The following is a 23,121-nucleotide window of genomic DNA, read 5'->3' as shown; positions in this document are numbered from 1 at the left end:
GGGCCGGGCTCCGCATTCACCGGTCCCGCGTTCACCGGGCCCCGCCCCTGCCGGACCGTCGCCTCAGCCGGGCCACCGGCCGGGCCCTGTCCCCGAATCACCGACCGGGAGCCGACGATGGCCGCCTCGTTACGAACCAACCGGGACTTCCGACTGCTGTGGATGAGCGGTCTGTTCGCCGTTCTCGGCACCCAGATGACCGCGCTGGCCCTGCCGCTCCTCGTGCTCCGCGAGACCGGATCGGCCGTACAGGCCGGTGCGATCGGCACGGTGTCCATCGCCGCGCTCCTGATCACCATGCTGCCCGGCGGGGTGATGGCCGACCGGGTGGAGCGACGCAGGCTGATGCGCCTGTGCGACCTGGGCAGTTTCTGCGCCGTCGGCGCCCTCGTCGTGGCCGTGTGGGCCGGACACGTACCGCTGCCCCTGGTCCTGCTGGTCGCGGTCGCGGGCGCCGTCATCGGCAGCCTCTACGGGCCCGCCGCGTTCGGGCTGATGCGGGCCGTCGTGCCCCCCGACGACATGGGGACCGCGACCGCCCGGCTCCAGGCCCGTACCGCCACCGCGCGGCTGGTGGGGCCGATGGTCGGGGGCGCCCTGTTCGGGCTGCACCCGGTCCTGCCGTTCCTCGCCGAGGCCGTCGGGCTCCTGCTGTCCACCATCTGCGTGGCCCTGGTGCGCACCCGGTCCAGGGCCGAGACCAAGGCCGGATCGGCTTTCAGCAAGGCCGAGTTGACCGCCGGGCTCTCGTTCCTGTGGCGGCTGCCCTATCTGCGGACCGTGCTCCTCGTCTTCGGACTCGGCATGAACTTCGCCTTCGGTGCCCTGACGTTCACTGCGCTGACCGTCTTCTCGGGCGGCGGGAAGTCCGGGCTCGGCGGCGGCACCGTGGTCACCTTCATCTCGGCCGGGGCCCTCGTCGGCGCGCTCCTCGCGCCCCGGCTTCGCCCCGAACGGCACACCTGGGCGCTGATCACCGCAACCTGCTGGCTCTGTGTGGCGAGCGCCCTCGCCCTGGCCTGGATCCGGGTCCCGTTGTTCGCCGGGCTGCTCTGCGCCGCCTGCATGTGCCTGTCCACCGTGGCCAGCATCGGCTTCCTCTCCACCCTGCTGGTCGTCACCCCCGGCAATCGGGTGGGCAGGGTGCAGAGCGCGGCCGGCTTCCTGTCCTCACTGGTCCAGCCGTTCGGTCCGCTGGCCGGGGGCGCGCTCCTCACCGCCTTCGGCAGCCGGACGACGTTCGGGGCGATCGCCGGGGTTCTCGCCGTGTCCGCCGCCGTCGTCACGTTCGCCCCGTCCGCCCGGCCCGGCCCGGAGGCGGTCGAGGCGGCGGAGGCGTCCAGGCGCTCCGGCTCTTCCGAGCCGTCAGGGCCGCCCGAGCCGTCAGGTTCCCGCGACTCCCGCGACTCCTCCGCGGACGAGGTCCTCGCGCACGGAACCCCCGAGGACCGCACCGGGCCCCCCGAGGACCGCACCGGGGCCGGCAGCCCCCACCCCTGACCACGAACCACAGGAGGTATGCCGTGCCCGGCATCCAGGAGACCCAGCTGTACTGCCTCGCCGACCGCCGCTACTACGAGACCCCGGCCCGGCTGCCCGACGAGGAGACCCGCTACCCGCTCGACCGCGCCGAACCGCCCGCCGGCTGGCGGCGCGGCACCACCGGCCTGTGGACCGTGCTGCACCCCGCGTCCGCCGAACTGCCCGAGCAGGGCTGGAAGATCCACATCTCCACCGTGCCGGAGGAGGCCGAGCGCACCCTCGCCGACACCGCCCGCATCTGCCTGGAACAGGGCGTGACGTTCAAGTTCCTGCGCAGCAGCCGTGCCCTGCGGCTGATGTCGGCGAAGTACATGAGCCGGTCCAGCGCGGGGAAGTTCATCACCGTCTACCCCGAGGACGAGCCCGCGCTCCTGAAGCTGCTCGACGCCCTGAGCGAGGCACTGGAGGGGCGCAGCGGACCGTACATCCTCAGCGACCTGCGGATCGGGAACTCTCCCGTGTACGTCCGCTACGGCGCGTTCGTCGAACTCTGGTGCCGGGACGAGGAGGGGGAACGGGTCCGCGCGATGCGCCACCCGTCCGGCGAACTCGTCCCCGACACCCGGGGCGTGGCCTTCCGGATACCGGAGTGGGTCACCGTCCCCGAGCCGCTGCGCCCCCACCTCGCCGCCCGCGCCGCCGCCCGCGACGACGACTTCCCGTACGTGGTCACCAAGGCACTCCAGTTCTCCAGCGCGGGCGGCATCTACCTGGCCGAGCACCGCACCACCAAGCAGCAGGTGGTGCTGCGCGAGGCCCGGCCGCACTCCGGACTCGACCCCGCCGGGCACGACGCCGTCACCCGGCTGCACCGTGAGCACCGGGCCCTGAGCCGGCTCGCCGGACTCGACTGCGTGCCCGAGGTGTACGGGGTCCGCACGGTCTGGGAGCACCACTTCCTGATCGAGGAGTACGTCGAGGGCGCCACCCTGTTCAACGAGATCGTCGAACGTTTCGCACTGGCGCGCGGCGAACGCACCCCCGCCGAACTCGACGCCTACTCCCGCTGGGCGCAGTCCGTCGCGGACGGGCTCGGCCGGGCCCTCGACCGCATCCACGCCCGCGGGCTGCGGTTCGCGGACGTGCACCCCGCCAACGTCATCATCCGCCCCGACGGCCGGGTGGTCCTGATCGACTTCGAGTACGCCACCGATCTCGACGACCCGGACACCCCGCTGGCGGGTGCCCCCGGGCTCCAGGCGCCGCCCGACTTCAACCGGAGCGGGGCCGAGGCGGACGCCTACGGGCTCTGGGCGATCTGGCTGCACACCCTGATGCCGCTGCTGGAGGTGGCCGAACACGACCGGGGCAAGATCCTCACCCTGGAACGCTGGGCCCGTGCCCGGTACCGGCTGGGCCCCGACGCGGGGCCGCCACGACCGGCCGCACTCGCCCACGGCCTCCCGGACGACAGCGGCGAACCGACCGTGGACGCGCTGCTGCGCGGCCCGGTGCCCGACTGGCCCGGCATTCGCGAACGGCTCGTCGCCGGCATCCGGTCCGGGGCCACCCCGGACCGCACCGACCGGCTCCACCCCGGCGACCTGACGGGCTTCGCCACCGGCGGCGCCTGTGCCGCGCACGGTGCCGCCGGGGTGCTGTACGCCCTGGACCGGGTCGGCGCCGCCGTCCCCGAGGAGCACGTCGACTGGCTGGCACGCACGGCGTCCCGCCGCGCTCCGGACGCCCCCGGCGGGCTGTTCGACGGGCTGCCCGGCATCGCGCTGGTGCTGTCCCGGCTCGGCCGCCGCGAGGAAGGACGCGAACTGCTCGACCGGGCGCTGCGGGCCCCCGCCTCCGCCTCGGCCGACCTGCTCACCGGCAGGGCGGGAACGGCACTGGCGGCCCTGCGGCTCGCCTCCGAAGGCGCAGGCGACGACGGAACGCCCGATCAGGAACTGCTCGACCGGGCCCTGCGGACCGCCTGGGAACTCGACTCGCTGGTCCGCGGCGAGGACGTCGACGGCCTGACCGCCCCGCACTCCGCCGGACTGCTGACCGGCCTCTGCGGAACCGCGCTCCTCCAGCTCGAACTGTACGGACGCACCGGTGAGGGCTGGCTGCTGGACGCCGCGGGCGCGGCACTCACCAAGGAGGCCGGGCACTGCGTGACCATGCCGGGCGGCAGCGTGCAGGTGAAGGACGGCAAGCGCCATCTGCTCTACCTGGACCAGGGAAGCAGCGGCGTGGCCCTGGTCGCGCAGCGCTACCTGGCCCACCGGGAGGACCCGGCGCTCGCCGCGCTGCTGCCGGGCATCGGACAGGGGTGCGTCCTGGAGTTCGTCCGCGAACCGGGACTCTTCCGGGGCCGCAGCGGTCTGGTCGCCACCGCCCACCGGCTCGCGGGCGGCGAACCGGGCCCCGAGGTGCTGGACTCGGTGCGCAACCTCTCCTGGCACCTGGTCGCCGAACAGGACCGGCTGCTGGTCCCGGGCGCACGGCTGCGCCGCTTCTCCGCCGACCTCGCGACCGGGGCGGCGGGCGTCCTCCTCGCCCTCCACACGGTGTTCGCCGCACCGGACGAACGCCCCGACCTGCTGGACGTGTTGACGCTGGGGTGACGAACGGTCGCCGCACCGCCGCGACGGAGCCGATCGCCCCGCACCGTACGGTGCGGGGCGATCGGCGTGTGCCGGGTGCGGTGGGCTGATCCGGCCCGGGTCAGCCCACCGGTATCGCGGCGCGGGCCGCCGGTCCGTCGGGCTCCGGTACGGGCCCCGGGACCGACCCCTGGGTCCGCCCCTGGACCGCCCCCGGGACCGACACCTGGACCGGCTCCGGGACCGGCTCCGGCCCCGCGGCGGTGAGTTCGCGGGCGTACAGCCCCGTCAGGCGCGGCAGTTCGTACAGCACGGAGTGCGCGGTGACCTCGCCGCTGGGGGAGGTCACCGCCCCGGCGTCGATCAGCGACTCCACCACCCGCAGCGCCTGCCGCTCGCCGCAGCCGAGCGCCGTCATGGCCTCCGGCAGGGTGAACGGCCCCTCGTGGACGGCGGAGGCCAGCCGGGTCAGCGCCAGTCCGCTCCCGGGCGACAGGTCCCGCCAGCCGGAGGCCAGCCGGTCCCGTACCGAGATGTCACCGGCCACCAACTCGTCCAGCGCCCCGGCCGGATCGGCCAGCCGTTCCGCGTACTCGGCCAGCGGCAGGTGCCGCAGCACCGCCAGCCGCATCCCGCTCACCCGCACCGCCAGCGGAAGCAGCCCGCAGGCGTCGGCCATGCGCAGGGCGGCGGCCCGGTCCAGGCCCACCCGCCCCGCCCCGATCAGCCGGCCCAGCAGCGCCAGCGCCTCGGCGGGGGCCAGCGGCGGCAGCGCGATCCGGTGCACCGGCGCGAGCCCGGCCAGCTGACCGCGCGCCGTCAGGACGAACGAACTGCCGCCGGTGCCCGGCAGCAGGGCCCGTACCGCCGCCTCGTCCGGCACGTCGTCGAGCACGACCAGCGAACGGTGCGTGGCCAGCCAGTGCCGCCAGTGCTCCGGGTCCGTCATCGGCTCCGCCCGGTGCGGGTCGCCGGTCAGCCGGGCCAGTTCGCCGACGAGCGCCGACGCGGGGCGCACCGCCCCCTGCTCGTCACGGACCCGGATGTGGATCCGGCCGTCCGGGAACCGCTCCGCCAGCAGATGCGCCGCCTGCACCGCGAGGGCCGTCTTCCCGGTCCCCGCGGCCCCGGTGACCGCCACCACCCGGCCGTTCTCCCCGCCCAGGACGTCCAGCAGCTCCCGCAACTGCTCGCCCCGGCCGGTGAAGTCGGGCGTCCCGGCGGGCAGCACCGTCCGCAGCGACTCGGCCCGGCGCGCCGGGACCGCCGCCCTCGGCCGGTCCGCGCCGTCCCGGCCGGTCAGCATCGCACGGTGCCGGGCGGCGATGGCCGCCCCCGGCTCCAGGCCCAACTCCCTCGCCAGCAACTGGCGGTAGTCGTCGTACACGGCGAGCGCCTCGGCCCGGCGGCCGGTCCGGTGCAGGGCGTCCATCCACGCGGCCCGGACGCGTTCGCGCAGGGGGTGCTGTTCGGCGAGGTCCCGCAGCCCGTCCACGACGGCGGGCGCCCGCCCAAGCGAGATCTCCGTCTCGGCCCAGTCCTCGTGCACGGTCAGGCACCGGGCCTCCAGCCGCTCCGCCTCCGCGGCCACCTCCGGCGAGTCCCGCAGATCGTGCATCGGCGGCCCCTGCCACAGGTCCAGCGCCCGGCGCAGCAGACCGGCGGCGGCCCGCGGATCGCCGTCGTCGGCGGCCCGCCGGCCGGCCGCGGCCAGTGAACGGAACCGCAGGGTGTCCAGCTCGTCCTCGCCGACCCGCAGCAGATAACCGCCGAAGGAGTGCACCAGCCGCTCCCCGCCGTCGCCGTCGCCGTCCGGCCCGCCGGGACATCGCGCGCCGAGCAGCGCCCGCGCGGAACTGATGTACACCTGGAGGTTCTTGCGCGCCGTACGGGGCGGCGCGTCCGGCCACACCGCGTCGGTGAGCACGTCCACCGGTACCGGAGTGTTGGGCCGGCTGAGCAGCATGGCCAGGACCAGCCGCTGCTTGCGCGGCCCGAGGAGCAGCGGCCGCCCGTCCCGGTACCCGGAGAGCGGTCCGAGGACCGAGAGACTCAGCGCACCGGACGACGGGGTGCGGGTGGGGTGTCGGGTCATGGACGGGCCTCCGAAGAACGGGGGACTGGGTGGCTTGCCGGGCATGTCCCTGGATGGTCCGCCGGGAACGGCGACCCCCACATCGGGGCCGGACCCGCATGTTCCGTAACGGCGCCCGACCAAAACCGCTCCGCACCCCCATGTTGGGCCCGCACGCCCGTACTCCGTACCTGACAGGGACATCACGGGCCCCTCGAAGCACCGCCCGTCACCCCGTCACCCCGTCACCCCGCCCACCGCCTCGCCGTCCCGTATCCCGTCGCCCCGCCCGGCACTCCGTCCGCCACCCCGTCGGCCCCCGTCGTCCGGGTGTGCTCCGCCGCTCAGTCGCGTTCCGCCGCGCACTCGGCGGAGAACTCGCACAGGGCCGCCCGGTCCGCGCGCCCCGTCTTGTTCAGCAGGCTCGCCATGTGCTTCTCCACCGTGCGTGGCGAGATGGACAGCCGTCGGGCTATCTGCTGGTTGCCCGGACGCTCCGCCAGCAGGACGAAGACCTCGTACTCGCGCGGCGTCACACCGCTCGTCCGCAGGGCGGCCGGGATGCGGTCCCAGCCGCCCCGGTGCTGCCCGACGCTGGCCCCCGCCTGCCGCAGTTCCGCCCGGCACGCCGCCGCGACCGGCTGGATGCCCGCCCCGTAGAAGTACTCCTCCGACGCCCGCAGCCAGCTCACCGGCTCGCCCCACTTCTCGGCGAGCGCCGCGCCGGCGACCAGCCGCAGCCCCAGGTGGCGGGCGAGGGGGAAGGCGACGGCATCGGCGACGGCGGAGCGGACCGTCCGGGCGGCGCGCTCCGTGTCGCCCTCCCGGCCGTGCAGGACACCGTCGGCCAGCCGCAGGAACAGCTGGTTCCACGCCAGGTCCGCGCCGGGGCTCTCCAGAATCGTGCCGAGCTCCGCCCGGCCGTCCCGCCCGTCGAGGACCCGCAGCAGCGGACGCAGGCCGTAACGCCCGCTCAGATAGAAGAAACTGGGGTTCTCGCGCTCCCAGGCCAGCGAGGTGTCGAGATCGGCCAGCGCACGCTCGCGGTCCTCCTCCAGCAGCGCAGCGAAGGCACGGCAGAGCCCCAGTTGCAGCGGTACGAGCAAGGACTCCTCGCCGCCCGCCCGGCGGAACCGGACCATGGCCCGGTCCAGGTCCCGTCTTCGGCCCCGGTGCGCGGCGAGCGTCGCCGAGGCCAGCAGCAGGTAGCGGTGCGCCCCCAGATTGCGGACCCGCGCGCTGGCGGCCACCGAACGCTCGATGATCTCGTGCGCCCCGTCCCACTCGCCGCGCATCACCGCGTTCATGGCGAGCAGCCCGTCCACGGTCTGGGTCGGCACCAGCGCACCCAGCGACTGGGCGGCGGTGCGGGCCGTCTCCAGCCGGGCCGGGTCACCGGTGCGCATGAACGTGTTGGCGCCGAGCCGGACCAGCGCCTCCACCCGCCACACCGGCAGGGAGTGCTGCTCGGACACCGCGAGCATCCGTTCCAGGCACGCGTCGGCCTCGTCGAAGCCGCGCTCCCGCGACAGCAGTGCCAGTAACTGCCACGCCTGGCAGGCCACCACGGGAAGGCTGCGTTCCTCCGCGACGGCAGCGGCCCGGCGCGCCGCGTCCTGCGCGCGCCCCTGCTGTCCGTGGTCGGCATGGCCGGGCAGCAGGGCCAGATGGCCGTCCACCACGTCGAGCGCCGCCTGCTGCTCGGGGCGGACGGCCGTACCGAGAACGCCCCGCGCGGCCCGGATCTGCCCGGCCGCCTCCTCCATCCGCTCCGCCATCACGGCCGCCCAGGCGATCTTGATGTGGGTCTCCCCGCGCTGCTCGGAGGCGTCCGAGCGCGGGGGCACCGGCGGGAGCTCCCCGGTCAGCGCCAGGGCCGTGTCGAGCTCACCGGCCTCGGCATGGGCGACCGCGAGCGACTCCGTGACGCTCCGCAGATCGCTCTCGTGGGCGAGCGAACGGGCCCGCTCCAGCAGGATGACGGCGGAACCGGACGCACCCGCCGTCAGCATCCGGCGGCCGACGGCGGCGAACTGCCGGGCGGCACCGTGCCGGTCGCCCCCGGCGAGTTGCAAGGTCGCCATCAACTGCCGCTGCTCATCACCGAGTTCATGCACCACGGCGGCCAGCGACAGGGCCGCGCGACGGGCCGTGGCGGCCCGCTCGGCCGGTGCCAGCGAGGCCACCAGGGCCTCGGCGGTCAGCGCGTGCCGGAAGGTGTAGCGGTCGGGGTCCGCCCCGTCGGGGGCGATGATGTTCGCCTCGACGGCGGAACGCAGATGGCTGAAGAGCGTGCGGTCGTCGAAACCGGTGACGGTCTGGAGCACGGTCACCGAGAACCGGCTGCCCAGCGTGGCCGCGCACAGGAGCAGTTCGCGCACCGGTTCGTCGAACCGGTCCAGCCGCCGCGACCAGCTGCGCACCACCCCGGTCGGCACCGAGGCGTCCGGGTTGACGTGCTCCTCCCACCGGTCCCCGGCGCGGCGCAGCTGGCCGGAGTCGAGCAGGTCGGCGAGCAGCACCTCGACCAGGTACGGATTGCCGCCCGCCCGCCCGGCCAGCCGTTCGTGGGTGGTCCGCGGCACCTCGTCCGGGTCGGCCTCCAGGCACGAGGCGGCCATCTCCCGCACGTCCGCGTCGCCGAGCGGGGCCAGCTCGCGCACGGTGGCGACCTGCCGCTGCTCCGCCGAACGCACCAGGTCCAGGGCGACGCCGGGCTCCGGACGCAGGGTCCCCAGCAGCAGTACCGGCAGGTCCGCCACGTTGTCGATGACGTACTCCACCACCGCGATCGTCTCGGTGTCGGAGTCGTGCAGGTCCTCCAGCAGGATCACGCAGCCGCGTTCCTGGCCGAGCACCGACAGCAGCCGCAGCAGCGCCTCCGCCAGCTCGACCACCGTCTCCGGATAGCCGGGGGAGGAGCCCTGGCGCCACTCCGGCACCAGCCGGGCCAGCGCCGGACGGTACGGGTCCAGCTCCGGGTCGGTGGGCGTGCCGGCCGCCCGGAACCGTGAGGACAGCGCCTCGATCAACGGGCGGAACGGCACCACGAGCCCGGTCGACGTGGCCCTGCCGCGCAGCACCGGCATGCCGCGCTCGTACGCCCGGTAGGCGCACTCGCCCGCCAGCCGTGATTTGCCGATGCCCGCGTCCCCCACGAAGAAGACCGCACGCCCCGAACACCGGGATGTGGTGTCCAGGGCGTCGCTCAGCAGGCCGGTCTCAGCGGCTCGCCCGACAATCACCGACGAAGTGGCACGCATGTACGCAGGCTACTCGAGGCACTGCCCGCCGGTCAGCGCGTCAAATCTCTTGATCTGAAAAGGAGTTAAGTCAGTTCCAGGTCATGGTGGTCCACGGCAGGTCCGTGGTGCAGCCGTTGTTGCCGTCCGTGGAGCTGAGGATGCTGCTGCGCAGAGCGAGTCTGCCGCTCGCACCCAGGGTGATCCTGCCGGCGGGGTGCTCGTCGGCGAAGTCGTCCATGGAGTCGCTGGAGAGGATGGCGGAAGCTTCGGTGCTCTGCATGATCTCTGCCTCTTCTGTAGGGGGTTGTCGTTCCGTGAACCGTGCGGTGGTGAGCGGTGCGAGGGAGGAGGAACGGAGGAGAAGGAACGGGAGAGAGGGAACGGAGGGGAGGAACGGAGGGGAGGGACGGGGGAGGAAGGGCGTGAGGGTGGTCAGTGGGGTGCGGCGGGTGCGGTGGGTCCGGCGAGCAGCAGCAGCGACGGCACCCGGTCGGGGAAGCCCGCCCGCAGCAGCCCGTGCCCGATGCCCGCGAGACCGGTCAGCAGCCCCGGGTGCGGTACCTGGCCGGGGGTGCCGCAGCGCGGCTTCGCCCGGTCGGCCGCCGCGAGCAGTGCCCCGGCCCGCTCCACCCAGCGGGTGCGCGCGCCCGAGGGCTCGCCGAGGCGCAGCAGTTCGAGGACGCCGAGCTCGCCGTGGCACAGGCTGTCGTCCGGCGGCGGCTCGGACCGCGCGATGTCCGCCGCCGCCTCGCGCGCCCAGGCGGACAGCGTCGGGTCGGTCCGCGCCGCCGGGCTGTCCAGCACGGCCAGTGCCACGCCGGTCCGGCCCCGGCACCAGGAGACGTCCGGGCCCACCGCACCGGTCGCGGCCCGCAGCGCGGCGAGCCCCGAGGTGCGGTACGGTTCGCCGCCGCCCGCCTCGGCGAAGCGCAGCAGCGCCCAGCCGATCCCGGCGGACCCGTCGGCGAACCCCGGCGCGTCCGGCAACGGCGCCTCGCGCAGCAGCCCGGCGCAGCGTTCCGCCCCGCGCCACACATCGGCCCGTCCGGTGGTCCGGTACCCGGCGAGCAGACCGACCAGCCCGCCGGCCGTGCCCCCGCGCACCCCGTACTCGCTCTCGGCACTCGCCGCGGCACCGGTCAACCGCAGTGCGGGCAGCACCAGTTCGCCGAGGTGTGGGTCGTCCAGCGTGTCCGAGACCTGGGCCAGTACGTACGCGATGCCGCCGAGCCCGGCGAACGCGCCCGAGCCCACCGGGCCCAGGTCGTCCGGGCGGGAGTGCAGCGCGTCCAGCAGCCCGGCGAGGGGCGCCAGCGCGTCCCGGGCCGCCGCCGCGTACCGGTCCGCCCCGGTGAGCGAGGCGAGCTGGGCGAGGAAGCACGCCGTACCGGTGTAGCCGCCCGCCACGTCGGCGGCCATCGGGCCCAGCCGCCAGTAGCGCTCGCCGAGCAGTTCCAGGCCGATCCAGTTCAGCCGGGTGGGCCCTGAGTAGGCCTGGGAGACCAGTTGGTCGCCGACCGAGCGGGCCGCCGCGAGCAGTTGCTCCGGTTCCGGCGCGGTCGCGGCCGTACGGGCCCGGCGCGGGCCGGGACCGGCGATGTGGGCGGGTTCGCGGGAGGTGGTCACCATCGCGGCGCGGATGATCCGCTCCTGGTCCTGCCGGTCCACCGTGTCCATGGCCGTCAGCTTCTCCCGGACCAGGGACAGTCCCGTCCGGGCGAGCGTCCCGGGCAGCAGCCGGCCGTTCCCGCTCCACAGGTCGGTGCGTTCGGGCACGGCGGTGAACAGGGGCACGTCCCCCGCCCAGAGCTGGGCGATCTCCTCGTCCAGCAGGTCGGGCAGCGCGGAGGAGCCCAGTGCGTCGGTGCCCAGCAGCGCGAGCACCTCGTGCCGTTCGGTGGCGTCCCTCATCAGGTCCGGGTGCGTGGATTCGTCCAGGAGCGAGGAGTACACCCAGGTGGGCCGTGCCACCACCCGCACCTCGTCGTGCGCGAAACGTTCCAACAGGCTGCCGGGGCGCAGGAGTTCGGCACGGGCCGCCTTGATCGCGGTGTATCCGGCGCGGAATCCGGTGCACAGTGCGCGGGTGAAGGCGGACGGGTCGGCGGGCGTTCCGGTCAGCCGGGGCCGGTTGGCCGACTCGCCGAACCGGGCGGTCCGGCGCACCAGCCGCATCCGGTCGGTCCCCGCGTCGGCCCAGTCGGCGCTGCGGACCGGGGAGTCGGCCGCCTGTCCGCCGCCGATCCCGGACATGTCGAGCGCCGTCTCGTCCCCGACGAGCAGTTGCGGCAGCAGCCCCACCCGGTGCACCGAGTCGTGCAGGGCGCGGGCCGCCGGGTCGTCCGAGGCCGCGGCGGGCAGCGGCGGGTGGAACAGCGTCTCGACGTCGACGAGCACCGGGTGCTCCCCGTCCGCGATCAGGTTCTCGTGGTGCAGGTCGGTGCCGTCCAGCACGTGCAGCAGGGCCAGCAGGGCCCCCTGGCGCCGGTAGAAGACCTCGATCTGACGGGCCGAGCGGCAGGGCCGTTCCGCGACGAACTCCACCCAGCCGTACGGCCCCCGGTCCAGCAGGGCGAGCGTACGCAGGCCGGGCGTGCCGGGCAGCGCGTTGAACCACTGGACCAGCTCGTTGAAATGCCGGTGCGCGGCGAGCGGGCGCGGCTTGTAGACCAGCCGGGTGCCGTCCTCGAACCGGAGCAGCATCACGGTGCGCCCGCCCCGGTGGCCGTCCCCGGCCCCCGGCACGACCCCCACCAGCCGCCCGGCGTCCGTGCCCGCCCCGGAGGAATCCCCCTGGGACGGGGTTCCTCCGGGGACGATGCGGACGCCCGGCAGCGCCGGACGGTCCGCGGCGAACCGTACGAGCATCTCGGCCAGCGCGGCGGCGGCGTCGAGCGCGGCACGCGCCAGGATCCGGGCCAGTACGGGGTACGCGGTGCAGAGCGCGGCCAGCCCGGACCGGGAACCGGTCAGCCGCAGGAAGTCCGTGAACCGGTCCTCGGAGGCCGCCCCGGTGAGCCGGCCGTCCCGCCGCGCCGTGTGCAGCTCCAGGACCAGGGTCCGGGCGGCGAGCCGGGCGAGCCGCCGGGCCAGATGGCGCTCGAAGTCGTCGCGCACGGCGTCCAGATCGGCGCACCTGCCCACCCGCGGGGGTAACCCGTCCAGCATCCGCCGCGCCGCGCAGGCGGTGAACGGGGCGAGGACGCACTCGAACCCGCGCAGCCCCGGCCGGTCCTCCTCGTCGGAGATCTCCGCCCTCTCGGGGGCGGCGGATACCGCGTCCCGGACGAACAGCGCCCAGTCAGGGATGCGGGTGCGGGACTGCTCCCCGGTCAGCGCGGGCTGCCACCACGGGCCGTCCGCCCAGGAGGCCCCGGGGGCCCCGGGGGCCTCGGAGACCTCGGGCGTCGCGGGCCGCTCGGCCTCCAGCAGGCCGACCGCATCGGCGGGGTGTCCCGCTGCCGCGGACGGGCGTGACGCGGAAGAGACGCACAGCCGTTCGTTGCCGCCCGTATCGATCTCCGTCATCGCACCTCCTCGGTCCGGCGCCGGCACCGACCGGTCCGCCGAACCCCATACTTCCGGTGGAGGCTCCGCAAGGCATGGGGGCAACGCCCCCATCTTTCTGCCGGAACCCGGACGGAGACCGGGACGGGCCCCGGTACAACACCGGTCGAGTACCGGTCGAGTACTGGAAGAGCTCCGGAAAAGCCCTGGTCGAGGGCGTGTCAGGAGCGTTGCGGGCGCCGTCGCGGGGGCGGGTCCGGGGCCGTTGCGGGTGCCGTGGCGGGCCTGTCACCGGGGCGGGGGCTGGTACCGGAAGACCAGAACCCCCCCACCCACTCACCAGAATCCGCGTGAACTCACCAGAACTCCCCACCCGCTCACCGGAATCCGCGTGAACTCACCGGAACTCCCCGCCCGCTCACCGGAATCCGCGTGAACTCACCGGAACTCCCCGCCCGCTCACCGGAATTCGCGCGCTCACCGCCCCCGGGGCGGTGCCGTCGAGCCGCGGACCATCAGCTCGGCCGGGATCGTGGCGATCCCGCCGGGCGGCGGGTTCTCCTTGCCCATGGCCAGCCGCCCCGCCCGCGCCCCCGCCTCGAAGAGCGGCAGCCGTACCGTCGTCAGCGCCGGCACCGCGTCCACCGAGAACGGCAGGTCGTCGAAGCCCGCCACCGAGACGTCCTCGGGGATGCGCAGCCCGCGGTCCCGGATCGCCGCGCTCGCGCCCAGCGCCACCGTGTCGTTCGCGGCGACGACGGCCGTCACCTCCGGTTCACGGCGCAGGAGTTCGACCGTGGCGTCGTAGCCCGACCGCCGGTCGTAGGGGCCGTGGACGACGAGCCGGTCCTCGTACCCGCCGGGCGGGGGCGTCCCCGTGTCCGCGGCGGCGCCGACGAGTCCCGCCGCGCGCATCGCCTCCAGGTGTCCCTCCAGGCGGTGGCGGGTCGTCGTGCGCTCCGAGGGGCCCGCGACGTAGCCGATCCGCCGGTGGCCCAGCGCGAGCAGGTGCTCGGTGAGGCGACGGCCCCCGCCCCGGTTGTCGAAGGCCAGTGTGGCCACGACCGCCTCGTTGTCCGGCAGCGGGGGCCGCCCGCACAGCACCACCCGGGTGCCCGCGTCCGCGAGCCGGGTCAGCTTGGCGGACATCGCGGCCCGGTGCGCCGGGTCCTCCACGGCGCCCCCGGTCAGCACCACGGCCGCGGCGCGCTGGCGCTGGAGCAGGGTGAGGTAGGTGAGCTCGCGCTCGGGCGAGCCGCCGGTGTTGCAGACCACGGCGAGCTTCTCGCCGCCCGCCCGGCCCGAACCGTCCCCCGGCCCGCCGATCTCGGTCTGCGCCGCCCCCGCCATGATCCCGAAGAACGGGTCGGCGATGTCGTTGACCAGGATGCCGACCAGGTCGGACGTGGCCGCCGCGAGCGAGCTCGCCGGGCCGTTGAGCACGTAGTCCAGGTCGTCCACCGCGCGCAGCACCCGCTCCCGGGTGGACGCGGCCACGGGGTAGTTGCCGTTCAGCACGCGGGAGACGGTCGCCGGGGACACCCGGGCGCGGGCCGCCACATCCGCCAGGGTGACTGTCATCGCTTTCCTCCGAGGAGTGACGTGGGGGGACGGGGAGCGGGAGGAGCTGCCGGGGAGCCCCCTCTTGTCCGGATTGCTGTCGGCAGGCTAGCGTCATCCCCGATAGAAAGCGCTTGCTACGGTTGCATGGAGGAAGTTTCGTGACACGCAGGACAGTGCGCATCGCCATGAACGGCGTCACGGGTCGCATGGGGTACCGGCAGCACCTGGTGCGCTCGATCCTCGCGATCCGCGAGCAGGGCGGCCTCGATCTCGGCGACGGGGACGTGCTGTGGCCCGAGCCCGTGCTGGTCGGCCGCCGCGCCCACGCGCTGGAGGAGCTGGCCGCGAAGCACGGCCTGACCGAGTGGTCCACCGACCTCGACGCGGTGCTCGCCGACGACAGCATCGACATCTACTTCGACGCCCAGGTCACCTCGGCCCGCGTCGAGGCGATCAAGAAGGCGATCGCGGCGGGCAAGCACGTCTACACCGAGAAGCCCACCGCCACGGACGTCGAGGGCGCCCTGGAACTGGCCCGCATCGCCCGCGACGCCGGCATCAAGCACGGCGTCGTCCAGGACAAGATCTTCCTGCCGGGCCTGCTGAAGCTGAAGCGCCTCATCGACGGCGGCTTCTTCGGCGAGATCCTCTCCGTGCGCGGCGAGTTCGGCTACTGGGTCTTCGAGGGCGACTGGCAGGAGGCCCAGCGCCCCTCCTGGAACTACCGCGCGGAGGACGGCGGCGGCATCGTCGTCGACATGTTCCCGCACTGGGAGTACGTGCTCCACGAGCTGTTCGGCCGGGTCACCACCGTCCAGGCGCACGTCCAGACGCACATCCCGCAGCGCTGGGACGAGCAGGGCAAGCCGTACGCCGCCACCGCCGACGACGCCGCGTACGGCGTCTTCCAGCTGGAGAGCGGCGCGGTCGCGCAGATCAACTCCTCCTGGGCGGTCCGCGTCAACCGCGACGAGCTCGTCGAGTTCCAGGTGGACGGCACGCACGGCTCCGCCGTCGCCGGCCTGCGCAACTGCCGCGTCCAGCACCGCTCGGCCACCCCCAAGCCGGTCTGGAACCCCGACCTCCCGGTCACCGAGTCCTTCCGCGACCAGTGGCAGGAAGTCCCCGACAACGCCGTCTTCGACAACGGCTTCAAGGCCCAGTGGGAGCTCTTCCTGCGCCACGTCGTGCTCGACGAGCCGTACGGCTGGGACCTGATGGCCGGTGCCCGCGGCGTGCAGCTCGCCGAGCTGGGCCTGAAGTCCCACGCGGAGGGCCGCCGCCTCGACGTCCCCGAGCTGTCCCTGTGACGTCCGCCCTCCCGCACGGCCGTCCCGGATCCGCCTCCGGGACGGCCGCCCGCCCGACCCGGAACCCGGGGCCTTCCCCGCGACGACCCGCCTCCCGCACCGCGCACCGGAGCTGATCCGCGTATGACCATCCACCTCCCGCAGGGCCCGTACGAGCCCCGCACCACACCGCTCGACCTGGCCCCCGGCGCCGGCCCGCTCGCCTCCCGCACGGTCTTCTCGGCGGCCCACGTCGTCGCCGACCCGTACGCCGACATCAGCCCCGACTCCCCGGCGGCCGTCGACTGGGACGCCACCCTCGCCTTCCGCCGTCACCTCTGGTCGCACGGCCTCGGCGTCGCCGAGGCGATGGACACCGCCCAGCGCGGCATGGGCCTGGACTGGGCCGGCGCGGCCGAACTGATCCGCCGCTCCGCCGCCGAGGCGAAGGCCGTCGGCGGCCGCATCGCCTGCGGCGTCGGCACCGACCAGCTCACCGGCCCCGCGACCCTCGCCGAGGTCCGCGCCGCGTACGAGGAGCAGCTCGCCCTCGTCGAGGAGAGCGGCGCCCAGGCCATCCTGATGGCCTCCCGCGCGCTCGCCGCGGCGGCGAAGGGGCCCGAGGACTACCTGGAGACGTACGCGCACCTGCTGCGCCAGGCGTCCGAACCGGTCGTCCTGCACTGGCTGGGCCCGATGTTCGACCCCGCGCTGGACGGCTACTGGGGCTCCTCGGACCTCGACGCCGCCACCGACACGTTCCTGAAGGTCATCGCGGAGCACCCGGACAAGGTCGACGGCATCAAGATCTCCCTGCTCGACGCGGAGCGCGAGATCGACGTCCGCCGCCGCCTCCCGGGCGGGGTGCGCTGCTACACCGGCGACGACTTCAACTACCCCGAACTGATCGCGGGCGACGAGCAGGGCTTCAGCCACGCCCTGCTCGGCATCTTCGACCCGCTGGGCCCGCTGGCCGCCCACGCGGTACGGGTGCTGGACACCGGCGACGTCCAGGGGTTCCGGAACCTCCTCGACCCCACGGTCGAACTGTCCCGCCACCTCTTCCAGGCACCCACCCGCTTCTACAAGACGGGTGTCGTGTTCCTGGCCTGGCTGGCCGGCCACCAGGACCACTTCACCATGGTCGGCGGGCTCCAGTCCGCCCGCTCGCTGCCGCACCTGGCGAAGGCGTACGAACTCGCCGACCGGCTGGGCCTGTTCCCCGACCCGGAACTGGCCGAATCCCGGATGCGCGCACTTCTCACGGTCAACGGAGGCACCCGATGAGCGACGGCCGTCTCTCCATCAACCAGGAGACCATCAAGCAGTGGTCCCTGCCCGAACTGGCCGAGGGGTGCGCGAAGGCGGGCATCGACAAGGTCGGCCTGTGGCGGGGCCCCGTCCAGGAGTACGGCGTCGAGCGCGCCGCCGCCCTCCTCGCCGACCACGGCCTCGCCGTCACCAGCCTCTGCCGGGGCGGCTTCTTCACCGCGCTCGACCCGGCGGAACGGGCCCGCGCCCTGGACGACAACCGCGCCGCGATCGACGAGGCGGCGGCCCTGTCCACGGACACCCTGGTCCTGGTCTCCGGCGGACTCCCGGCAGGCAGCAAGGACCTGAACGGCGCCCGCGAACGCGTCGCGGACGCACTGGGGGAACTGGCCCCGTACGCGGCCGAACGCGGCGTGCGCCTCGCGATCGAACCGCTGCACCCGATGTTCGCCTCGGACCGCTGCGTCGTCTCCACCCTGTCCCAGGCGCTGGACATCGCGGAACGCTTCCCCGCCGAACAGGTCGGCGTGGTCGTCGACACGTACCACATCTGGTGGGACGACCAGGCGCCCGCGCAGATCGCCCGCGCGGGTGCGGGCGGCCGCATCCACTCCTTCCAGCTGGCCGACTGGATCACCCCGCTCCCGGCCGGTGTCCTGCTGGGCCGGGGCCAACTCGGCGACGGCGCGGTGGACTTCCGGTCCTTCCGCTCGCTGGTCGGGGCCACCGGCTTCGACGGTCCGATCGAGGTGGAGATCTTCAACGAGGGCCTCTGGGCCCGCGACGGCGCCGAGGTCCTCGCCGAGGTGGCGGCCCGGTACGCCGAACACGCCTGCTGAACGTGTTTCCTCCCGGGGCCCGGCTGTGCGGTCCGGGCCCCGGGGACGGGGCGGCGGCTCTACATCCCGGCGACGGACCCGCAGGTGATGCTGCCGTCGACGGTGATCGAGTCACCCTTCAGGTCGGTCGGCCCCATACTCAGCCCGGCCACCGTGACGACCCAGGTCCCGCCGCTCTGCCGGCTGGTGATCCCGGGCGAGGAGGCGTGCAGATACGTCTTGCCGTCCGCCGTGACAAACGTGGTCATCGCCTTGCCGTCGCTCAGGAGGGCACTGAAGGACGGCTTCGCCGGGTCGGAACTCCCGGTGTTGTCAGGCGCGTTGACGGCGGTCAGCTTCCCGCCCAGTACCGCGCAGCTCACCTCCCCGATGGACGCCTCGCCGCTGGCGCCCCCGGTGTAGGTGAGGCGCGCGGAACCCTTGCCCGCCCCGGCATCGCCGTCGCCCTTACCGGCATCGGCCGACGCACCCGCCGTACCATCGGACACTGCTTCCTTTCCGGAGCTGCCGCCGTCCGACGAACAACCGGCCAGGGCGAACGCGGCTCCCGCGAGGGCTATGAGGGGGAAGGCGAGGACACGGGAACGGGACACGTTCGGCACCTTTCTGGCGATCTGGCGGAACGCACACCGTACAGGCGCCGCACAGACGGAGGACAGCACTCAGGACCCGGCCCGTCGAGTGGCGGCGCGGTGCCCCGCGACCGCCGGCCCTCGGAACGAGGCTCTCTGGGCCCGCGACGGCGCCGAGGTCCTCGCCGAAGCGGCCGCCCGATACACCGAAAACGCCTGCCGACAGGCGTTTTTTGTCCCCTGGGTAAAGAGATCGTCAAGGCGTGCAACCGTTCGGCACCCCGCCGAGTCGTATCTGGCGTCGGGTGCTTCCGGGGAGGGATCTGGGGGGATCGGGAAGCCCTGACGGAGGGGGAAAACGAGGGGGGTCCGGCCGATTCGGCCGGACCCCGTTTCGCGTTCCCGGGGGCTCCGCCCCCACGAGGGAGCCCCCGACCATGACATGACCCTCCGCCAGGATCCCTGGGCGCCCCGGTCGACGGCCCGGCAGTGTCACCGGCAGGCCGTCGGCTCACCGGGGGCCGGTGAGCTTCTCCACCGTCGATTCGATGAACGCGGCAGCCTCCCGCTCGGAGATCTGCACGTGGTCGATGTCGTTGTGTCCGAGTTCGTACAGTCGGAGGTATTCGGTCGGCTCCCAGCGGAGATCACGGGTGAAGGCCTCGTCGTGCGTCTCCGCCTCCCGGCCGACGAGACGCCGCCGCAGGATGCCGCGTGGGCTGCTGCGCGGATATCCCTCACCGACCCTCGCGTAGTACGTGATCCTGCCGGCCGCTTCGGTATCGAGGGTGTCGAGTGTGCTCGGGGCCAGGGTGAGGAACGGCTCGGCGTTGAGGTTGGACTCGAAGTTGCCGTACGGGATCATCACTCCGTACAGGTCGATGAACTCCTCGATCGAGTAGCCGCCGCCCCGCTCGTACATGAGCAGCAACGGCTCGTACGGGTCCGGCAGGTCCGGGAGGCCGACCCCGCCCCGCTCCCGCAGCGCGGCCCAGTGCACGGCACCTCGGCACGTCCTCGCCGTGGACGGCGTGCCGACGTTGTGCGCCACGTAATCCTCCAGCTCGGACTCGACCTCCGGGGCCGGCCGGAACGCCGGGTCGACGAACTCGGTGACGTCGAAGAAGGGCCACTTCTCCTCGGCGCCGCATGCCTGGGCCCACAGCGCGGCGCGACGCATGTACTCCCGCATCAGCAGGGCGCGGGAACGCGAGTGACCGCTGGCCGCGTCCCAGTCGCCGTACCAGTCGACCGCGCGCAACCGCTCCAGGACCGCGCGCGGCAGCTCAGTACTCACTTCAGATCGAATCCCTTCAGATGCAGCTCCTGATGAACGCGACGGCCCCGATCCCGGCGACAGCCGACCGCCGCAGTCCGTTCGCGGCCGGGTGCCGGGGATTCCGGCACCCGGTGGCCGGAGCGACCGGTCAGAGATTGGCGGCGACGTACCTGGCGATCTCGATCACCCGGTGCCGGTCCTTGGCGGGCACCAGACAGCCGTGCTGCCGGATGCGGGCGAGGAACTCCTCGGGAAGCTCCACGTGATGTGTCCGGACGTAGAACCAGAGGTCCCCCCGCCAGATCCACTCCCCGTCGGAGAAGACCGAGTCGCCACCGAGCACGGTCCTGCCGGTGCCGAGCACATCCTTGGAGGACCCCATGATGTTGAGGACCTCGTACCCCCCGATCAGATATCCCGTGATCCGCTCGGAGTCCTCGTACGGGTCCGGCGCGAGGAAATCCCGCAGGCTTCCCCTCGGGGTCCCGAACGAGGGGGGCCAGAGTTCCTGAAAGAAGTCGGCGATCTGCATGGAGGTCCTCTGCTGGCGGGCCGAGGGAAGGAACGTTCGCCAGTATCCTCCACCGAAGATCTTCGGGGTCTGGCCGGATCCGTGTTCGCGCTGCTCGGCCCGAACGCGTATCTGGGGTATCCGACGCCCGGCGTCATCACCATGGGCGTGGCCGCCGGGGCCATGTCGACCTCGATCGCGGTCTGCCAGGACATGACCGAGGGCATCATCAACCGCTTCCGCACCATGAACATCACACGCTCGTCGTTCATGACGGGGCATGTCGTCGACAGGGCCCTCACCACCCTGGTAGGCCTGGTCCTCGTCGTAGGCGTGGCCGTCGTGCTCGTTCTTCAACATGATCTAGCCAGGAATTCCGGTTCTTCGGAGGTCACCCAACCGCCAGGGCTTCGGCGAAGTCGAGTGACGTCCGTTTCGTGATCATGTGAGGCCGAGCAGGGCGAGGGGGCGTCGCGCGTCGCGGGCCCTGACGAACAGCCTTCACCACGGCGCCGTCGTCAGGATCCCGAGACGCCCCGGAAAGCCGCCTGGAGGAGCTCCGCCGCCTCGATGTCACCGATCTGCGCGTAGACGGTGTCGGTCCGCTTCTCGTCGGCGAGCCGGAGCAGATCCGTCGGCTCCCAGCGCAACTCCGGCGTGAACGCCTCGTCGTGCTGCTCCGACCTGAGCAGACGCCGTCGCAGGACGGGCCCCGAACGGTCGGCCGCCACGTGGTAGGAGATCCGGCCCTTGGCGTCCAGGGCGTCCAGCACATGCCCGTCGAACGTGAGGAAGGGCCGGTCCGCGAGGTGGTTCTGCAGACCGCGGGGCCTGACGGACACACCGGTCAGGTCGAGGAGCCCGGCCCCGTCCCGGAGGAACTCGCCCCCCCGCTCGTAGAAGAGGACCAGGGGCTCGTAGAGGTCGGGCAGGTCCGGCAGCGCGGCATCGCCCCGCTCGCGGAGCGCCGCGAGCCGCACCGCGGCCCCACAGGTCTTCCGGGCGCCGTACGCGACCTTCTTGAGGCACGCGTCGAGCTCCGCGGCGAGCTCCGGCGGGAGCCGGAAGTCCTTGTCGGCGTATTGCGCGACGTCGAAGAAGGGCCATTCGGCCTCGGCACCGTACGCCTGGGCCCACAGCGCGGCCCGTCGAAGGTACTCGTGCATCAGCAGCCGGCGGGACTGCGCGTGCTCGAAGGCGTGGTCCCAGTCGCCGGACCAGTCGGCCGCGCGCAACCTCTCCAGCAGGGCGAGCGTCGATCCATCGGTCATTTAAAGGTCCAGTCCCTTCGAACGGAGCTCCTGGAAGGCAGCCTCCATCACCTCGTCGATGTTCGAGAGGTCGGTGGCCAGTTCGATCTTCGGCGCATCGAGCCCCAGCCCCTCCCACTGGGCGAACCCGCCCCTGCGCTCACTCACCGTGAGCTCGTGGGCCCCCGCGTCCGCCCAGCTCTCGGGCCAGGCGCGGTAATGGCCGTCGGCGACACCGTTCACCATGTCGACCTCCCACGAATTCGCGTTGTCGAACACGTAGGGGAGACCTGCCTCCATGAGGTGGCTTTCCATGTACTCGTGAGCGATGAGGCGCTGGAGTTTGAGCGCCTCGTCCGGCTCCAGGCTACGCTGCCCGGCCGCCTGCCAGAGATCGCCGATGTCGTCGCGCGGGGTGAAGAGCCCCTCCCTGGCCACGCCCTTCTCCGCGACGACCACGTGCTCGGTGCGGAACAGATGCGTCTTGACCCGCTGCAACACGGACGGGTCGATGCCGGTGTTCCTGGAGATCGCCGGAATGTCCACCGAGTCGGGGGTGGCCCGGATCTCGTCGTAGACCCGTCCCGCGTGCGGGGTGGGCTCGTCGACGTAGCGCGCGCCGTCCGGCCTGACCGCGGACAACGGTTCCGACGGCGGACGGTCGAGGCTGCTGACGTGCTCGTCGGGCGCGCCGGGTCCGTCGCCGTGGCCGCCGGTGTTGTCCGGGGTGTGGTCGCCGCCGCTGCCGGGGCCGTCGCCGGGGCCGTCGTTGTGTCCGCCTCCGCCGGGTCCGTCGTTGTGGTTGCCGGGTCCGTCGTTGCCGTGGCCGCCGGTGTTGGGCGGGTCCTGGTGGCCGCCGTTGTTGTGGCTGCCGTCGGAGGGGTGGGTGTTGGGTCCGTCGTTGTGTCCGCCGGGTCCGTCGTTGCCGTGTCCGCCGGTGGGGGGTTCGTGGCTGTTGGAGGGGGTGTGGCCGAGGTCGTCGGCGCGGCCGCCGGGGAGGTTGTCGCCGACCTGTCCGCGGGGCAGGTTGTCGCCGATGTGCCCGGTGGGGATGTTGTTGCCCGCGTTGCCGCCGGGGAGGTTGTCGCCGATCTGGCCGCCGGGGAGGTCGTCGCCGATGCGGCCGAGGTCGCCGAGGCCGGCGGGGTCGCTGCCCAGGCGGATGACGTCGTCGCCGTTGCGGGCGCCGACACCGGCCGGGACGGGTTCCCTCACGGGGCTGTTGACGGGGCTGTCGGTGTGCGGGGCGGGGTTGTTGATGTCGGGCGAGGGCTCCTCGAGGGCGTCCTTGCCGGACTGGACGACGTCGCCGTTCTTGTCCAGGAGGTTGCCCTCGCGGTCGACGTACTGGATGAGGTCGTCGGCGGCGGTGGGGAGCTTGGTGGTGCCCTCGGGCAGCACGGGGGCGTCGTCGGGGAACTTGACGCTCCCGTTGGGCAGCTCGATGCCCCCGTCGGGGACCTTGGTGCCGTCGGGCAGGTGGAAGGTACCGTCGGGCAGCATCGTCGAGCCGTCGGGCAGCGTCACGGCATTGTCCGGCAGCTTGGGGATTTCGATGTTGCCGATGCCCTTGAGGCCCTTGGTGATGTCGCCGATCTTGGACAGGCCGGTGCCTGCGCCCTTGGCGATGTAGGTCAT

At 73.3% G+C, this 23,121-nt stretch carries 15 protein-coding genes and 1 pseudogene; 6 read left to right on the top strand and 10 right to left on the bottom strand.

Going from position 1 to position 23,121, the window contains the following annotated elements; genetic code table 11:
* Nucleotides 1-117: 117 nt before the first annotated feature.
* Together ABZZ04_RS20300 and lanKC are read left to right on the top strand one after the other, a co-directional pair.
* Nucleotides 118-1,500, top strand: a complete 1,383-nt coding sequence (locus ABZZ04_RS20300) for an MFS transporter (RefSeq protein WP_356933596.1) — start codon at nt 118-120, stop codon at nt 1,498-1,500.
* A gap of 23 nt (nt 1,501-1,523) precedes the next feature.
* The gene (gene lanKC, locus ABZZ04_RS20295) at nt 1,524-4,103 is read left to right on the top strand and encodes a class III lanthionine synthetase LanKC (RefSeq protein WP_356933595.1); all 2,580 of its coding nucleotides are present in this window, start codon (nt 1,524-1,526) and stop codon (nt 4,101-4,103) included.
* 100 nt (nt 4,104-4,203) lie between these two features.
* On the opposite strand, the gene ABZZ04_RS20290 is transcribed toward lanKC, so the two are convergent.
* From ABZZ04_RS20290 to ABZZ04_RS20270, 5 genes are all read right to left on the bottom strand, one after another.
* Nucleotides 4,204-6,177 carry a BTAD domain-containing putative transcriptional regulator gene (locus tag ABZZ04_RS20290; RefSeq protein WP_356933594.1) on the bottom strand — a complete coding sequence of 658 codons (1,974 nt, stop codon included), beginning with the start codon at nt 6,175-6,177 and terminating at the stop codon, nt 4,204-4,206.
* A 323-nt stretch (nt 6,178-6,500) separates the two neighbouring features.
* Entirely contained in the window at nt 6,501-9,419 is a 2,919-nt protein-coding gene (locus tag ABZZ04_RS20285; protein WP_356933593.1) for an AAA family ATPase, read from the bottom strand.
* 70 nt (nt 9,420-9,489) lie between these two features.
* Complete coding sequence (locus tag ABZZ04_RS20280; protein WP_356933592.1) at nt 9,490-9,681, bottom strand: hypothetical protein; 192 nt, start codon at nt 9,679-9,681, stop codon at nt 9,490-9,492.
* A gap of 152 nt (nt 9,682-9,833) precedes the next feature.
* A complete protein-coding gene (locus ABZZ04_RS20275) occupies nt 9,834-12,929 on the bottom strand; it encodes a type 2 lanthipeptide synthetase LanM family protein (RefSeq protein ID WP_356933591.1) in 3,096 nt (1,031 codons plus the stop codon).
* Nucleotides 12,930-13,385: 456 nt separating this feature from the next.
* The gene (locus tag ABZZ04_RS20270; RefSeq protein WP_356933590.1) at nt 13,386-14,489 is read right to left on the bottom strand and encodes a LacI family DNA-binding transcriptional regulator; all 1,104 of its coding nucleotides are present in this window, start codon (nt 14,487-14,489) and stop codon (nt 13,386-13,388) included.
* Between the two features lie 140 nt (nt 14,490-14,629).
* Between ABZZ04_RS20270 and ABZZ04_RS20265 the strand changes: the two genes are divergently transcribed.
* From ABZZ04_RS20265 to ABZZ04_RS20255, 3 genes are all read left to right on the top strand, one after another.
* Nucleotides 14,630-15,781, top strand: a complete 1,152-nt coding sequence (locus ABZZ04_RS20265) for a Gfo/Idh/MocA family oxidoreductase (RefSeq protein ID WP_356933589.1) — start codon at nt 14,630-14,632, stop codon at nt 15,779-15,781.
* 123 nt (nt 15,782-15,904) lie between these two features.
* Nucleotides 15,905-17,047, top strand: a complete 1,143-nt coding sequence (locus ABZZ04_RS20260) for a dihydrodipicolinate synthase family protein (RefSeq protein WP_356933588.1) — start codon at nt 15,905-15,907, stop codon at nt 17,045-17,047.
* Nucleotides 17,044-17,871, top strand: coding sequence for a sugar phosphate isomerase/epimerase family protein (locus tag ABZZ04_RS20255; protein WP_356933587.1), 828 nt, complete (start codon nt 17,044-17,046; stop codon nt 17,869-17,871). The genes ABZZ04_RS20260 and ABZZ04_RS20255 overlap by 4 nt, the downstream gene beginning before the upstream one ends.
* Before the next feature lie 59 nt (nt 17,872-17,930).
* Here the strand turns inward: ABZZ04_RS20255 and ABZZ04_RS20250 are convergent, their stop codons facing one another.
* The 3 genes from ABZZ04_RS20250 to ABZZ04_RS20240 all read right to left on the bottom strand — a co-directional run bounded on the left by ABZZ04_RS20250 (nt 17,931) and on the right by ABZZ04_RS20240 (nt 20,254).
* A complete protein-coding gene (locus ABZZ04_RS20250) occupies nt 17,931-18,464 on the bottom strand; it encodes a hypothetical protein (protein WP_356933586.1) in 534 nt (177 codons plus the stop codon).
* 490 nt (nt 18,465-18,954) lie between these two features.
* Nucleotides 18,955-19,740 carry a hypothetical protein gene (locus ABZZ04_RS20245; RefSeq protein WP_356933585.1) on the bottom strand — a complete coding sequence of 262 codons (786 nt, stop codon included), beginning with the start codon at nt 19,738-19,740 and terminating at the stop codon, nt 18,955-18,957.
* 130 nt (nt 19,741-19,870) lie between these two features.
* Nucleotides 19,871-20,254, bottom strand: a complete 384-nt coding sequence (locus ABZZ04_RS20240; RefSeq protein WP_356933584.1) for a hypothetical protein — start codon at nt 20,252-20,254, stop codon at nt 19,871-19,873.
* An 81-nt stretch (nt 20,255-20,335) separates the two neighbouring features.
* On the opposite strand from ABZZ04_RS20240, the gene ABZZ04_RS20235 reads away from it, so the two are divergent.
* Nucleotides 20,336-20,674 (top strand): hypothetical protein, encoded by a 339-nt coding sequence (locus tag ABZZ04_RS20235; protein ID WP_356933583.1) that lies wholly within the window; start codon nt 20,336-20,338, stop codon nt 20,672-20,674.
* 77 nt (nt 20,675-20,751) lie between these two features.
* On the opposite strand, the gene ABZZ04_RS20230 is transcribed toward ABZZ04_RS20235, so the two are convergent.
* Nucleotides 20,752-21,504, bottom strand: coding sequence for a hypothetical protein (locus ABZZ04_RS20230; protein ID WP_356933582.1), 753 nt, complete (start codon nt 21,502-21,504; stop codon nt 20,752-20,754).
* A pseudogene (locus tag ABZZ04_RS20225) lies at nt 21,505-23,121 on the bottom strand (hypothetical protein); the annotation flags it as partial.

The sequence above is a fragment of the Streptomyces sp. NPDC006435 genome (genome assembly GCF_040612315.1).
In the GTDB taxonomy this organism is placed as follows: Bacteria; Actinomycetota; Actinomycetes; order Streptomycetales; family Streptomycetaceae; genus Streptomyces.
This window is presented reverse-complemented; position numbering and strand designations above follow the sequence as displayed.

What these genes read in the sequence shown, in the direction of transcription:
- ABZZ04_RS20300 (WP_356933596.1), top strand. Translation starts at nt 118, where the DNA reads ATGGCCGCCTCGTTACGAACCAACCGGGACTTCCGACTGCTGTGGATG.
- ABZZ04_RS20290 (WP_356933594.1), bottom strand. Translation starts at nt 6,177, where the DNA reads ATGACCCGACACCCCACCCGCACCCCGTCGTCCGGTGCGCTGAGTCTC.
- ABZZ04_RS20285 (WP_356933593.1), bottom strand. Translation starts at nt 9,419, where the DNA reads ATGCGTGCCACTTCGTCGGTGATTGTCGGGCGAGCCGCTGAGACCGGC.
- ABZZ04_RS20280 (WP_356933592.1), bottom strand. Translation starts at nt 9,681, where the DNA reads ATGCAGAGCACCGAAGCTTCCGCCATCCTCTCCAGCGACTCCATGGAC.
- ABZZ04_RS20275 (WP_356933591.1), bottom strand. Translation starts at nt 12,929, where the DNA reads ATGACGGAGATCGATACGGGCGGCAACGAACGGCTGTGCGTCTCTTCC.
- ABZZ04_RS20270 (WP_356933590.1), bottom strand. Translation starts at nt 14,489, where the DNA reads ATGACAGTCACCCTGGCGGATGTGGCGGCCCGCGCCCGGGTGTCCCCG.
- ABZZ04_RS20260 (WP_356933588.1), top strand. Translation starts at nt 15,905, where the DNA reads ATGACCATCCACCTCCCGCAGGGCCCGTACGAGCCCCGCACCACACCG.
- ABZZ04_RS20255 (WP_356933587.1), top strand. Translation starts at nt 17,044, where the DNA reads ATGAGCGACGGCCGTCTCTCCATCAACCAGGAGACCATCAAGCAGTGG.
- ABZZ04_RS20240 (WP_356933584.1), bottom strand. Translation starts at nt 20,254, where the DNA reads ATGCAGATCGCCGACTTCTTTCAGGAACTCTGGCCCCCCTCGTTCGGG.
- ABZZ04_RS20230 (WP_356933582.1), bottom strand. Translation starts at nt 21,504, where the DNA reads ATGACCGATGGATCGACGCTCGCCCTGCTGGAGAGGTTGCGCGCGGCC.